Origin of the sequence: Nocardia sp. NPDC056564 (genome assembly GCF_042793755.1) — a bacterium.
Taxonomy (GTDB): domain Bacteria; phylum Actinomycetota; class Actinomycetes; order Mycobacteriales; family Mycobacteriaceae; genus Nocardia.
Genome location: NZ_JBHTUR010000018.1, coordinates 51,563 through 64,598 on the forward strand (window position 1 = coordinate 51,563; position 13,036 = coordinate 64,598).

Consider the following 13,036-nt stretch of genomic DNA (forward strand, 5'->3'; position numbering starts at 1 on the left):
TTTGGCGGGGGCGGGGGGGGCCCCCCGCCGCGCCGCCTTTATGGCGTGCGCCTCGGCGCGGCGGGGTCACCGCCGCGCCGCCTCCGGCGGGGGGTCGCCGCAGCGCACCTGCGTCGACGCCGCCAGCAAGGCCCCCACGCACAGCACGACCGCGACCACCAGGGTCGCGAGCGCGATCGCCGCCTCCACCGTCACCGAACCCCGGTCAGCACCGAGACCCGTTGCCAGGCAACGGTCTATCAACCCCGCTAGACAGCGGTATTGAGGGCCCGATCGATGATTTTCGTCAGCGCGTTCACGATGCTGTCCCCGGTCACCACGCCGTACAGCACCGCCCCGAACGCCGCGGCGGCGATGGTCCCGATCGCATACTCCGCCGTGCTCATCCCATCCTCCGCGACCACGACATGCATGACTCGCAATCGCAGTTCCGTATATACAGCCCTCGATCCGCAGACCGCATGGCTCGTCATTCGCCCGATCCCCACCAGATTCCCCTCTCACCTCATCCCGCACGGCCGATCCGCACAGGTGTGTTCCGCTGGGCCGAGCACGCCGTGCGCGCACGACCCCACCGCCTCGCTGCCTCAGGACTCCCCCGCGCCGAAGGTCGGCACCGTCCGCACCAACGTGTTCGCCCCCTCCTTGCCCGCCACGCGATTCCGTCTCCCCCAACGGGTGCCAAGCCCGCTCGACACCAGCGCACCACCGCTGAGCACCCCGCCGAGCTGTCCATACGCCCACCGGTAGGGCTGGGCCGATTCCCTGGTCCGCGAACCCAGTACGACCTCGCTCGGCCCCGCCAATGCGCAAGGACCGACCGCACACTCGCCGAAGGTCAGTTACAGGCCTCCACCCCCTAGCACCCGACCGGACTGTCCACGCGCCTACTGCTCGGGCTGGGCCGATTCCCTGGTCCGCGAACCCAGTACGACCTCGCTCGGCCCTGTCAATGCGTAAGGACCGACCGCACACTCGCCCAACGCCCGTCACCGGACTCCACCACCGAGCACCCCGCCGACTGTCCACGCGCCCACGGGTCCGGCTGCGCCGATTCCGTGAATCATGAAGCCACTGCGACGTCGTTCAGCCCCCTCCAGGTGCAAGGGCCGACCGCACACCCGCCGAAGGTCAGTTACAGGACTCCACCACCGAGCACCAGACCGGCCCGTCCACGCGCCCACTACTCCGGCTGCGCCGATTCCGTAGTCCACGAACCCAGTGCGACGTCGTTCGGCCCCGTCGGAGTGCAAGGTACGACAACTCATTCGCCGAACGCGCGTCACGGGACTCCAACGCTGAGCACCCCGCCGAGCTGTCCATGCGCCTACGGGTCGGGCTGCACCGATTCCGTAATTCATGAAGCCAGTGCGGCGTCGTTCGGGTCCGTCAATGTGCAGGGGGCGGCGGCTCACTCGCCGAAGGTCGGTTATAGGAGGCCGTCGCCGAGCACCCGGCCTGCTAGGCCGATCACTACAGGGACGATGCCGAGGCAGACGAAGGCGGGGAGGAAGCAGAGGCCGAGGGGGCCGCCGATCAGCACGCCGGCTCGCTCGGCCCGTGCGGCAGCGGCGTCCTCGACCGCGGCTCGGCGCTGTTCGGCCAGTTCCCCGACCGCGACCGCGAGCGAGGCGCCGGATCGGGCCGACCGCCGCGCCATCCGGGCCAGCGACTCGACCTCGTCGGCACCCGGCTGCCCGATCCGGTCTTGTGCCGCCCGCTCCCACGCGGTCGCGGCATCCGCACCGAGCGCGAGCAGATCCGCGGCCCGGCGTAGCGCCGCGCCCAGCACTTCCGGCGCACCGGGGGCCACTGCGCGGGCCGCGCCCGCCATCGGCAGTCCGGCGCGCAGACAGGCAGCGAGCAGGTCGAATACCGAGGCCGCGGCCAGCGGATCGATCTTCCGCTTCGACACCGGCTTTGCCGCCCGTACCGGCTCCGGCTGCCGGAGCGCCCGCCACCGACGGTTCACCGCGACCCGGCCGGGCAGCAGGATCAGCGCGACCGCGATCAGCAGGGTCGGCAGCGCCGGGTAACCCGCGGACAACTCCACGCACAGCCTCCTCACACATGTCATGACATGAATGCGCTTCCGGCACAGAACAAGTCCTGTCTGTTGAACCGATGTCCGTTGCGCGCCGACGATCGACGGAGCTCGCCCTCGCTACCTGGTTCGAAGCGGCTTTGACCACGCGGCGACCCGCCCGACATGGGGCGCTACGCCACGACCCACTGTTGCATCCGCTGCCTTCGTCGCCTGCGGATCTCGCGCCCGACCACGGCGACCGAACGGGGCCGCTGTCCGGGCCGGGCACGCGAGGCGGTGCGGAATCCGGCCGGCCGGATCGACCTTCAGTGGCAGATACGTCGACGAGTCCCCGAACCATTGCGGCAGATACGGCAGCGAAGACCCGAAGAGCACCCGTACCTGTGGTATCCGATTGCCGCACAACTGGTTTGACGCGCACAGGGAAGTGTTCGACCGGCGTATGACCGATCCACCTATGCCAGGCAGAATGGGCGATGCGATCTCGGATGCGGAGCCGGTCTGGCTGATCGGGCGTACCGGCATGCCGGAAGCGAGAAAGTTGTTTCATACGAGAACCTTTCGCGTGATGGCATCGGTCCACAGCAGGCCGGCGCAGGCGAGGGCGGCACCGAGGGGCAACAGGACGGCGCCCGCGGACGAGGCGAACAGCACGTGCAATGGCGCGGCTCCCATGAGTTGGCCGAGACCGATGCCGAGCAGCGGGAGCGCCGCCAAGACTCCGGCGGTCGCCCGGGGGCCGGCGAGCGCTGCGGTTGTGCGACCGTGGAAACGGATCCGGCCCACCAGGTCCGTGCGCGCCGCGGAGAGCAGTTCGGCCAGCGCCAGTCCGTGCTGCTCAGCCACCTGCCAGGCGTCGGCGATCCGCGACAACTCCCCCGCAACAATCGAATCCGGCTGCCGCAACCCCTCCGCCGCGGAACCACCCAACCGGCTGCGCCCGGCACTCACGGCGAAAGCCCTTGCGGATTCACCTCGCCCCTCACGCGCCGCAACCTCCGCGGCCGCACTCGGATGCGCACCGACCCGCAACTCGCCGATCACCGCCTCCAACGCGTCCAGCAGATACCCGCACTCGGCATCCCTGCGCCGATCCAGCCTTACCCGCCGAACCCGAAACCCCACCGTCCCGACCACCATCGCCACCGCAAGAAACGCTCCGGCCCCGAGCACCAGCACAGCCACCACCCCGGCGCCCGTCACAAGGCGAAGCACCATGTCCCGCCGCATTTTTCGCGCCACTGCCGGTTCGGCAAACAATCCCTCGAACCGTCGGCGCGACGCAGCGGCCGGCGCCGCGAGCACGGCGAACGCAAGACATATCAACCCCGCGATCACCGGCCACCCCGCCGAACCATCGTGTTCCGTTGTGCACAAAGGGAATCCATAGACAACTGCGCCCACATCGCGAACACTCCGCTCCACAGCCAAGACCTTGAAGCGGCCGCCGCAGGCTCGAGCCGACGACCGACCGCGCATGCCCCCACCCGACCCCCAAGTGATTGCATAAGTGGAGCTGAGCCCGTCGATCCGACGATCACCAGGTGGCCATTACGTCGCAGAGCGAACTCAGGATCTCCGAGCACTCCACCCCAAAACCCTCGCGCCGACCCAAATTCGAGCCGACAACCGCCTCTGGGTTCAACCAGACCGCAACGTAATTGCGCCCGCTGAGCCACCCCCATCGAGGCACCCACCCCCAGTCGCCCGGTGCCTCGCACAGCCAGCCCACGATCACCGAGCACTCGAACCCATGGGATTCGTGTCGGCACAAGCTCGAGTCGACAACCGGCCCCGGGTTCGACCTGAGTCCCGCGTGATCGCGCACACCGGGCTGCGGTGGTCGCCAGGTGACCTTCGCGTCGCGGAGCCAGGCCGGGTTCAGCGAGCGCTCGCTGATGCGGTGTTCGTGTCGAGGCAGTCGGTACCAGATCGAGCGGAGGACCGGTCTCCCCCGGTTCGGCCGCGCAGCACGGCGATTTCGCAGACCACGCAATCTTCACCGGGCGAGCCTTTCGTCGAGGAGTTGGTTCAGGTCGGCGGCGGCGGGGGTCGGGGCGGCGGCGTGCCAGGCGGGGGTTATCTGGACGTGAGCAGATTCGCCGCGGCGAACGAGGCCGATTTCGCGCAGGCCGCGGGAGCCGTCGGGGCGGCGGTGGACGTGCAGAACTACCTGGACGGCGGCGGCTAGCTGGCTGTGGAGGGCGGCACGGTCCATTCCGCCAAGGGCGGCAAGGGCTTCCAGGCGGGCGGGGACCTCCTGCGGGGAGTTCGCGTGGACCGTGCCTGCACCACCGTCGTGGCCGGTGTTCAGCGCGGTCAGTAGGTCTACGACCTCGGCACCTCTGACCTCGCCGACGACGATGCGGTCCGGCCGCATGCGCAGCGCCTGTCGCACCAGGTCGCGGACGGTCACCGCGCCGACTCCTTCGACATTCGCGGTGCGTGCGACGAGTCGCACCACATGCGGATGCGGTGGGGCGAGCTCGGCGGCGTCCTCCACACAGACGATTCGCTCGCTCGGTCCGACCTTGGCGAGCAGGCCGGACAGCAGAGTCGTCTTGCCCGCGCCGGTTCCGCCGACCACCAGGAACGCCAGGCGTGCGGCAATGATCCGCTCCAGCAGTCGCTTCGCGTCGGCCGGCACCGCGCCCGCCGCCGCCAACGCGTCCAAACCCTGGGTGGCGGGCCGCAGTACGCGCAGGGACAGGCAGGTGCCGCCGTGCGCCACCGGGGCGAGCACGGCATGCAGCCGCACGCCGAACGAATCACCCAGTGCCGCTCCGGTTCCGGACAGCCTGCCGTCCACCCACGGCTGCGCGTCGTCGAGACGCCGACCAGCCGAGAGCGCGAGCCGCTGCGCGAGCCTGCGCACCGCCGCCTCGTCCGGAAAGGTGATCGAGGTCTTCTCCAGACCGTGCCCGCGATCTATCCACACCGCATCCGGACCGGTCACCAGCACATCGGCGACCCGCGGATCGTGCAGCAGCGGCTCGAGTACGCCGGCGCCGGTCATCTCGGTCTGCAACAACCGCAGCGCCCGCAGCAGATCGGTATCCCCGAGCACGCCACCCGCCTCGGCCCGAATGGCGGCCGCGACCTGCGCCGGATCCGGATCCCCGGCGCCACCGGACAGCCGCTCCCGCACCCGATCCAACAACTCGGACGTCACCAACACACTCATCGCGCCCTCCGCTCCATAGCCCGGCGAGCACGGCCTGCGATCCCGTCACTCGGCCACATCCGGCAACCGCACGGCGTCATCCCTGACTGGCCGGTCGCGCGACGCCACAGCGGGGACCCAGCCCGGCATTCGTCGCCACATCGGATCCGCCGTGGCCGGAGCGCGCATGACGAAACCGGAAGACCCGCAGAAGACCACCACCCCCATCGATCAGTGACCGATACGCGCCGAGACATGTCACGAAACCGGCCGACCTGCGGTCGCCCACGCGGCCGGACTCGTCCGCCCGTCGGGCAATGTCCTGTCCCCGAGCGACACTCGACACCCGCACCACAGCTCAGGTCACCGGATAAGCGCGGATACACACCTCCCGCGCTCATCGCCGCTGTCCAGCCGGCGCGCTCAGCACACCGAGGACCGCGTCGGCCGCGTCGCGCAACGGCCCGCGCCGGTGCACGGTCAGCCCGCCTCGCTCCAGGCGGGCGGCCAAGCCCGGTTGGGCGCGGACGGCAGCGAGCAGCGGCAGGTCGAGCACGTCGGCGACCTCGGGACCGCGCAACCCACCCGGCGCCGGACCTCGGACGATCAAGCCCTGGTTGGGATTTCGCCGTCCGATGTGAGCGGAGACGGATTCCGCGGCGGCGATGGCGCGGATTCGGGCGGGCACCACCAGGACGACCAAGTCGGCGGAGTCGAGCATTTGATCGGCGTGCGGGCCCCGTTCGCCGGAAATGTCGCAAACCACCAAATCGCCTGCGGCACGGCCTGCTTCGATCACGGCGCGGACGGCGGCGGGGCCGATCTCGCGTGGCAACCGGCCCGCACCGCAACGGCCGCAGGCCAGCACGGCCAGGCCTGGGGCCGCGCTGGGCAGGGCGGAGTGCAGGGCGGCGGCGGAGACCCTGCCGTCTTCGACGACCAGGTCGGGCCAGCGCAGGCCAGCCGTCGATTCGATGCCGAGCAGCAGGTCGAGACCGCCGCCGAGGGGTGCGCCGTCGACCAGGACGGTGTCGTGCCGGAACCCTTCGGCGGCGGATCGCAGCGCGAGCGCGGCGGCCAGAGTTGACGCTCCGGCACCGCCGGCGGCACCCGCGACGGCGACCACGACACCGTCTCCCGCGCGCTGTTCGCCGTACTCAGCAAACATCTCGATAAGTCCCTCGGCACCGCCGGGTAACGCGATGACCCGCTCGGCGCCGGCGGCCGCGGCGGCCTGCCAGTCGAGCAGTCCCGGTTCGCCCTCGGCGACCAGGACGACCCCGATCCGGCGTAGATATCCGGCCTCGGCCACCGCACGCGCCGTGGATGTGTCCAGGATCACCAGGGGTGCCGCGGTCCACGCGTGCCTGCCGACGGGAAGTGCGCGTTCGTCCAGGCCGCGTTCGGCCGCGGCGGCGACGCGGCGCACTTCGTCGCGCAGCCGGGCGTCGCGCAGGAGCACGAGGGCCGGCGGCGGGCTGCTGTTGTCCGGCGCCACTTCAAGATTCATGCGGCCGAGCGTGGCGGAGATCGGGCGACGGCAGAAGAGGCGATGCGCCGATTGTGGATAACTCGGGGGTGTGCAGAACTTTTTAGTGCTGCGCGAGGGGATCCCGAACCGTCCCCTGAATAGAGGACGGCCCCAGCCGGGGGGGGAGGAGGCTGGGGCCGTCGGGTTCAGCCCCGGGGGGTCGGGCTGAACGCGCCTGGACTATGTCCAGGTGCCAGCAATACTACACCCAAGCCCCGCCCACAACGCAAGTCTGTCGCGGCAGAACTTTACGGCGATTACGGGCCCCGAGGCGGCGGGGCAAACTCCCCGCTCGCGGTCGCGGACGCGGTGCCGGCGGCGGTCATGATCGACGGCGGCGCCCGTCCCCAGTCGTCCCCGGTTCCACCCGTTGGACACCGGCACCCCGCGCACGACCGGACCGCACACGGACCTACGCCTATGCTGGTCGGGTGGACTCACCCACCGCGCACGGACGCGTCGCCGCCTTCTTCGATCTCGACAAGACCGTGATCGCGAAATCGAGCACGTTCGTGTTCAGCAAGCCGTTCTACGCGCAAGGCCTGCTGAACCGCCGCGACGTGCTCGAAAGCAGTTACGCCCACTTCTTGTTCATGCTCTCCGGCGCCGACCACGACCAAATGGAGCGGATGCGCGCGCATCTCACGAACATGTGCGCCGGGTGGGACGTGGAGCAGGTGAAAACCATTGTGGCGGAGACGCTTCACGAGCTGGTGGATCCGCTGATCTACGCAGAGGCCGCCGATCTCATTGCCGACCACAAGATCCGGGGCCACGACGTGGTGATCGTGTCCGCCTCGGGCGAGGAGATCGTCGGCCCGATCGCCGAGGTGCTCGGCGCGTCGCACACCGCGGCCACCCGGATGGTCGTGGCGGACGGCAAGTACACCGGCGAGGTCGAGTTCTACTGCTACGGCGAGGGCAAGGTCGCGGCGATCGAAAAGCTCGCCGCCAGTGAGGGTTACGACCTCGCGCGCTGCTACGCGTACTCCGACTCGGTGACCGATCTGCCGCTGCTGCGCGCGGTCGGGCATCCGACGGCGGTCAATCCGGATCGCAACCTGCGCCGCGAGGCGATCGCCGAACACTGGCCGATCCTGACCTTTTCGAATCCGGTGTCGCTGTGGGCCCGCTTTCAGGCGCCCTCGTCCACCACCCTTGCCGCGACCGCGGTGGTCGGCCTGAGCGCGCTGCTGGCCGGCGCGATCAGTTACCGATTGCTGCGCCGGCGCAACTGAGCCTTAGCCACGGCATCCAGCGCGGCGACCCCGGCTGCTCGAGCGAGAGCGGGATGCTTGCCGAGGGGTTTGCTGACGGAACGCGGAAGAACTCGCGACCAGGCATTGAACCACGAAACGCCGATCGACACGCCGAAAATCGAATGTCTTACCACCCCTTGATGTGAGGGCCGTCACAGGGTAGAAAGGTAACTACGGAAGGTCGGAAGGCCAAGGCAGGACCGGAAGAGAAGGTTCAGTCTCCCAACCACCCTTCCCAGCACGGGCACCAGGCACCCACGCGGAGCGCGCCGCGACAAGGGCAGAAGCGTTGTGGGCCTGCGAAATCCGGGTCTTTGTCGGCGAGGGCCTCGCACAGGTTGCGGGGATGAACCGGCGGAGTTCGGACTGTCGCCGAGGCCGTAAGAACACAACCCACTCAGCACGCTTGGTAACCGGGTAGTCCGTGCTACGCGGGCGGCGAGGTCGGCAACGACAACGCCGCCCGTTTTGATGTCCGGGCCGCCCTATCCCGACGCCGAATCGGCGATCGACGTGGCCTCCCGCGCACCGTCCTCCAGCGCCCCGCAGCACAGCATCACCCAGCTGCCGACCGCGTCCACCGCACCGCTGCCGAAGCCCGCCGCGGCCTCCAGATACGCCTGCCGACGCCGCAGCCAGAAAACCTCCGGCACGCCGAGACTGTGCGGATCCAGCCCGCTCGACACGGCCACCAGCCGCGACGCCGCCCGCGCCACCACGCCGTCGGCGGTCCCGAACGGCCGCAGCGCGAGCAGCTCCCCGTGCACCACCGCCGCGATCACCGGCGCGGGCGCGCTCGATCCGAGCACCGCCTGCACCAGCAGATCCAACCGCTGCGCCACCCCGGCGTCCGCGCGCGGGCGGCCGAGCGACTCCTCGTCGGTCACCAGGTCGGCGGCGGCCAGCAGGTGCAGCCGGGCCAGCGCCTGCAACGGCGCCCGCTGCCAGGTGCCCACCAGATTGCGCAGCGCGTCACCGTCGAGGGCCTGGCCGACCCGCAACGAGCCGGCCAGGATCGGGTCGCCGACCTGACCGTCGGCGGGCAACTCGGTGCTGCCGCCGTCGATCGCGGCCGAGGATCGGGCCGCACGCACCGCGGCCTCCGCGGCGGTGGTCGGCCAGCCGCGCCGATTCGCCTTGTGCCGGTGCACCTCGGCGAGCGCGTCGCGGGCACGGTCGGCGGCGGCGCGGACACCGGGCAGATCGACGAGGGGCTGTAGCGGATCGGTCACGGTTCACGAGGCTACTTGCGCCCGCCCGGACGCCCGACCCAGCCCCGCCGCGCTCTGACGGCCTGGACGAAGCACCGTGCCGCCGCCGTCGCGGCCACAACGCGAAAGAAGCGGCCATCCCGACCCGACTGGGTGGGGATGACCGCTTCGCTCGTCAGCGGGCCGGTATATCGCGGCAGGCCGACTTCCTCAGCTCACCAACAGATCTCGGCCGGGAATGGCATCCAGCAGCCGGCGCGTGTACTCCTCGCGCGGGCTGTCGAAGACCTGCTCGGTCGAGGCGGCCTCGACCACCTTGCCGGTCTGCATGACCAGCACGTCGTCGGCGATCTGCCGGACCACGGCCAGGTCGTGCGTGATGAACACGTACGACAGGCCCAGCTCGGCCTGTAGGTCGTTCAACAGCCGCAGGATCTGCGCCTGCACCAGCACGTCGAGCGCGGACACCGCCTCGTCGCACACCACGACCTCGGGCGAGAGCGCGAGCGCGCGGGCCACGGCGACGCGCTGGCGCTGACCGCCGGACAGCTCGTTCGGATACCGCCGCATCACGGTGGACGGCAGCGACACCTTGTCCAGCAGCTCACGAACCGTGGTCTCGCGCTCCTTCGCCGTGCCGATGTTGTGTGTGCGCAACGGCTCTTCGATGGTGCGGTAGATCGAGTACATCGGGTCCAGCGAGCCGTACGGATCCTGGAAGATCGGCTGCACCCGCCGCCGGAACGCGAAGGCGCTCTTGCGATCCAGCTTGGCCACTTCCTTGCCGTCGAACACGACCTTGCCCGAGGTCGGCTCGAGCAGACCCAGGATCATCTGCGCGACAGTCGATTTGCCCGAGCCCGACTCGCCGACGATCGCGGTCGTGGTGCCGCGCCGCAGCCGGAACGAAACATCCTGCACCGCAACGAAGTCGGTCGATTTCCAGGGCGCACTGCCGCGGATCTTGAACTTCTTGGTGAGATTGTCGACCACCACGACGTCGTCCGGGGCGTTGGACAGCTCGGTGTCGGCGGCCGCGATCTGCTCGGCCACCTGCACCGCCTGCTCGCGAATCTCGATGCGCTGCTTCACCGAGGACAGTCGCTGCGAGGCGAGCGAGGGCGCCGAGTTCACCAGCCGCTTGGTGTACAGATGCTGCGGTTCACGCAGAATCTGCAGTGCCGGACCGGATTCCACTACACGGCCGCGATACATCACCACCAGATGCTCCGCACGCTCGGCGGCGAGACCGAGGTCGTGGGTGATCAGCAGTACCGCGGTGCCGAGCTCGTTGGTCAGCCCCTCGAGGTGGTCGAGGATCTGCCGCTGCACGGTGACGTCCAGCGCCGAGGTCGGCTCGTCCGCGATCAACAGCTTGGGGCGGCAGGCCAAGCCGATGGCGATGAGCGCGCGCTGGCGCATGCCACCGGAGAACTCGTGCGGGTACTGGTTCACCCGCCGCTCGCCGTCGGACATGCCCGCCTCGTGCAGCAGCTCGATGGCGCGTTCCTTGGCCGCCTTGCCCTTGGCGATCCCGTTGGCCTCCAGCGTCTCCCGGATCTGGAAGCCGACCTTCCAGACCGGGTTCAGGTTGGACATCGGGTCCTGCGGCACCAGGCCGATGCCGCTGCCGCGCACCGCGACGACGTCCTTCTTGGACGCCTTCGCCAGATCCTTACCGTCGAACATGATGCTGCCGGAGGTGACCTGGCCGGTGCCGGGCAGCAGATCGATGATCGCGTGCGCCGTGGTGGACTTACCCGAGCCGGATTCGCCCACGATCGCGACGGTCTGGCCCGGATACACCGACAGATTCACATCGCGGACCGCGGGGATCTTCTTGCCCTCGGAGGTGAAACAGACGTTAAGGTCCTTGATTTCGAGCAGTGGCGACTGTGCGCTGCGGAACTCACTCACCGCTTCCTCGCCTTCGGGTCGAGGGCGTCGCGCACCGCGTCACCCAGCATGATGAAGCTCAGCACGGTGAGCGCCAAGGCCGTCGCGGGATAGAACAGGATCGCGGAGGTGCGAATCTCCTTCTGCCCCGAGGCGATATCGGCGCCCCACGAGACGATCGTGCGGGGCAACCCGACGCCGAGGTAGGACAGCGTGGCCTCGGTGACGATGAAGACGCCGAGCCAGATCGTGGTGACCACGATCAGCGGGCCCGCCGCGTTCGGCAGCACGTGGCGGATCAGCGTGCGTATTCGGGATACGCCCAATGCCTTTGCCGCCGTGACGTAATCGCTGTTCTTCGACTGGATCACCGCACTGCGCGCGATCCTGGCGGCCTGCGGCCAGGTGAATCCGGCCAGGATGATGATCACGGTCCAGATGGTCCGCGAGTCGAGCAGCTGCATGATCACGATCGCGGCCAGCATCAGCGGGATCGCGTAGAAGATCTCGGCGACCCTGGACACCAGCGAGTCGAAGAACCCGCCGTAGAAGCCGGCCAGCGCGCCGAGCACGCCGCCGATCAGCACGAAGCAGATCGTGGACCCGATACCGGCCATCACCGACGCCCGTGCGCCGTACACGGTCCGGGCGTAGATGTCGCAGCCCTGTTTGTCGAAGCCGAACGGATGACCGGCCCCGCGCGGATTCATGCTGAAGTCGCCGTTGCAATAGCGCGGGTCCTGGCTGGTGAACAACCCGGGCCAGATGACGACGACGAGCACGAACAGGATCATCAGCGCCGCGATGACGAAGATCGGATTACGCCGCAGCTGCCGCCACGCGTCGTACCAGATGCTGGTCGGCGAGCCCTGGTCGACGACCATGTCGGTGGCGAGCACCTCGACCTCGTCGGGCGGGGCGACGAAGTAGGTCTGCCTACCGCGGGCCGCGCTCTCGGCGAGGTCGATTCCTTGTCCTTTTTCGAGGTCAGGCATAGCGGATCCTCGGGTCGAGGGCGGCGTAGAGGAGGTCGACGATCAGGTTCGAGACCAGGAAGATGATGATCAGCACGGTCACGAACGAGACGACGGTCGGCGGTTCGCCGCGGGTGATCGCCTGGTACAGCGTGCCGCCGACGCCGGGGATGTTGAAGATGCCCTCGGTGACGATGGCGCCACCCATCAGCGCGCCGAGATCGGCGCCGAGGAAGGTGATCACCGGGATCATCGAGTTGCGCAGGATGTGCACGGTCACCACCCGGCGCCGGCTCAGGCCCTTGGCGGTCGCGGTGCGCACGTAGTCGGCGGACATGTTCTCCGCCACGGAGTTCCGGGTCAGCCGCAGCACATAGGCGAACGACAGGGACCCGAGCACGAACGCGGGCACCAGCAACTCGCTGAAACTCGCCTTTCCGGTGACGGTCACCGGCGCGATCCCCCACTTCACCCCGAGCAGGAACTGCGCGAGGAAGCCGACCACGAAGATCGGGACGGCGATCACGACGAGGCTGATGACCAGCATCGTCGAGTCGAACAGCTTGCCCTTGCGCAGCCCGGCGATCAGGCCGAACACGATGCCGAAGACGGCCTCGATGAACACCGCCATGAAGGCGAGCTTGATGGTGATCGGGAAGGCGCGAGCCAATTCCGCGCGCACCGGCCTGCCGGAGAAGGCGGTGCCGAAGTCGAACGTGACGATGCCCTTCAGATACAGCAGGTACTGCATGATGAAGGGCTTGTCGAGGTGGTACCGCGCGCGGAGTTGGGCCTCCACCGCGGGGGTCATCGGTTTGTCACCGGCGAGGGCGTGGATCGGGTCGCCGGGGACGAGGAATACCAAGGCATAGATGAGCAACGTCGCCCCGAGGAAAACGGGGATCATCTGAAGCAGACGCCGCACGATATACCAGGCCATTTACGCCTCCTGGGT

Annotated in this window: 12 protein-coding genes; 1 reads left to right on the forward strand and 11 read right to left on the reverse strand. The window is 69.0% G+C overall.

The window, feature by feature from the left end:
• Nucleotides 1–66: 66 nt before the first annotated feature.
• The 7 genes from ACFQ9K_RS33840 to ssd form a co-directional block, all read right to left on the reverse strand.
• Nucleotides 67–195, reverse strand: coding sequence for a hypothetical protein (locus ACFQ9K_RS33840; protein WP_378984047.1), 129 nt, complete (start codon nt 193–195; stop codon nt 67–69).
• A gap of 53 nt (nt 196–248) precedes the next feature.
• Complete coding sequence (locus ACFQ9K_RS33845; protein ID WP_378724846.1) at nt 249–413, reverse strand: DUF4244 domain-containing protein; 165 nt, start codon at nt 411–413, stop codon at nt 249–251.
• Nucleotides 414–587: 174 nt separating this feature from the next.
• Nucleotides 588–806 carry a hypothetical protein gene (locus ACFQ9K_RS33850; protein ID WP_378724826.1) on the reverse strand — a complete coding sequence of 73 codons (219 nt, stop codon included), beginning with the start codon at nt 804–806 and terminating at the stop codon, nt 588–590.
• Nucleotides 807–1,429: 623 nt separating this feature from the next.
• Complete coding sequence (locus ACFQ9K_RS33855; RefSeq protein ID WP_378724828.1) at nt 1,430–2,053, reverse strand: type II secretion system F family protein; 624 nt, start codon at nt 2,051–2,053, stop codon at nt 1,430–1,432.
• 540 nt (nt 2,054–2,593) lie between these two features.
• Entirely contained in the window at nt 2,594–3,385 is a 792-nt protein-coding gene (locus ACFQ9K_RS33860) for a type II secretion system F family protein (RefSeq protein WP_378724848.1), read from the reverse strand.
• A gap of 661 nt (nt 3,386–4,046) precedes the next feature.
• Complete coding sequence (locus tag ACFQ9K_RS33865) at nt 4,047–5,231, reverse strand: TadA family conjugal transfer-associated ATPase (protein WP_378724830.1); 1,185 nt, start codon at nt 5,229–5,231, stop codon at nt 4,047–4,049.
• A 376-nt stretch (nt 5,232–5,607) separates the two neighbouring features.
• On the reverse strand, nt 5,608–6,720 hold the full coding sequence (ssd, locus tag ACFQ9K_RS33870) for a septum site-determining protein Ssd (protein WP_378724833.1): 1,113 nt from the start codon (nt 6,718–6,720) through the stop codon (nt 5,608–5,610).
• Between the two features lie 452 nt (nt 6,721–7,172).
• Between ssd and ACFQ9K_RS33875 the strand changes: the two genes are divergently transcribed.
• A complete protein-coding gene (locus tag ACFQ9K_RS33875) occupies nt 7,173–7,979 on the forward strand; it encodes an HAD-IB family hydrolase (protein ID WP_378724835.1) in 807 nt (268 codons plus the stop codon).
• Nucleotides 7,980–8,485: 506 nt separating this feature from the next.
• Here the strand turns inward: ACFQ9K_RS33875 and ACFQ9K_RS33880 are convergent.
• The 4 genes from ACFQ9K_RS33880 to ACFQ9K_RS33895 form a co-directional block, all read right to left on the reverse strand.
• Entirely contained in the window at nt 8,486–9,232 is a 747-nt protein-coding gene (locus tag ACFQ9K_RS33880; RefSeq protein WP_378724837.1) for an oxidoreductase, read from the reverse strand.
• Nucleotides 9,233–9,421: 189 nt separating this feature from the next.
• The gene (locus ACFQ9K_RS33885; protein ID WP_378724839.1) at nt 9,422–11,128 is read right to left on the reverse strand and encodes a dipeptide ABC transporter ATP-binding protein; all 1,707 of its coding nucleotides are present in this window, start codon (nt 11,126–11,128) and stop codon (nt 9,422–9,424) included.
• The gene (locus ACFQ9K_RS33890; protein ID WP_378724841.1) at nt 11,125–12,102 is read right to left on the reverse strand and encodes an ABC transporter permease; all 978 of its coding nucleotides are present in this window, start codon (nt 12,100–12,102) and stop codon (nt 11,125–11,127) included. Before ACFQ9K_RS33890 ends, ACFQ9K_RS33885 begins: the two co-directional genes overlap by 4 nt.
• Nucleotides 12,095–13,021, reverse strand: coding sequence for an ABC transporter permease (locus ACFQ9K_RS33895; protein ID WP_378724843.1), 927 nt, complete (start codon nt 13,019–13,021; stop codon nt 12,095–12,097). The genes ACFQ9K_RS33890 and ACFQ9K_RS33895 overlap by 8 nt, the downstream gene beginning before the upstream one ends.
• Nucleotides 13,022–13,036 lie beyond the last annotated feature (15 nt).

Bases quoted from the DNA above. Each gene is read 5' to 3' on its own strand.
- ACFQ9K_RS33845 (WP_378724846.1), bottom strand. From the start codon at position 413: ATGCATGTCGTGGTCGCGGAGGATGGGATGAGCACGGCGGAGTATGCG.
- ACFQ9K_RS33865 (WP_378724830.1), bottom strand. From the start codon at position 5,231: ATGAGTGTGTTGGTGACGTCCGAGTTGTTGGATCGGGTGCGGGAGCGG.
- ssd (WP_378724833.1), bottom strand. From the start codon at position 6,720: ATGAATCTTGAAGTGGCGCCGGACAACAGCAGCCCGCCGCCGGCCCTC.
- ACFQ9K_RS33890 (WP_378724841.1), bottom strand. From the start codon at position 12,102: ATGCCTGACCTCGAAAAAGGACAAGGAATCGACCTCGCCGAGAGCGCG.
- ACFQ9K_RS33895 (WP_378724843.1), bottom strand. From the start codon at position 13,021: ATGGCCTGGTATATCGTGCGGCGTCTGCTTCAGATGATCCCCGTTTTC.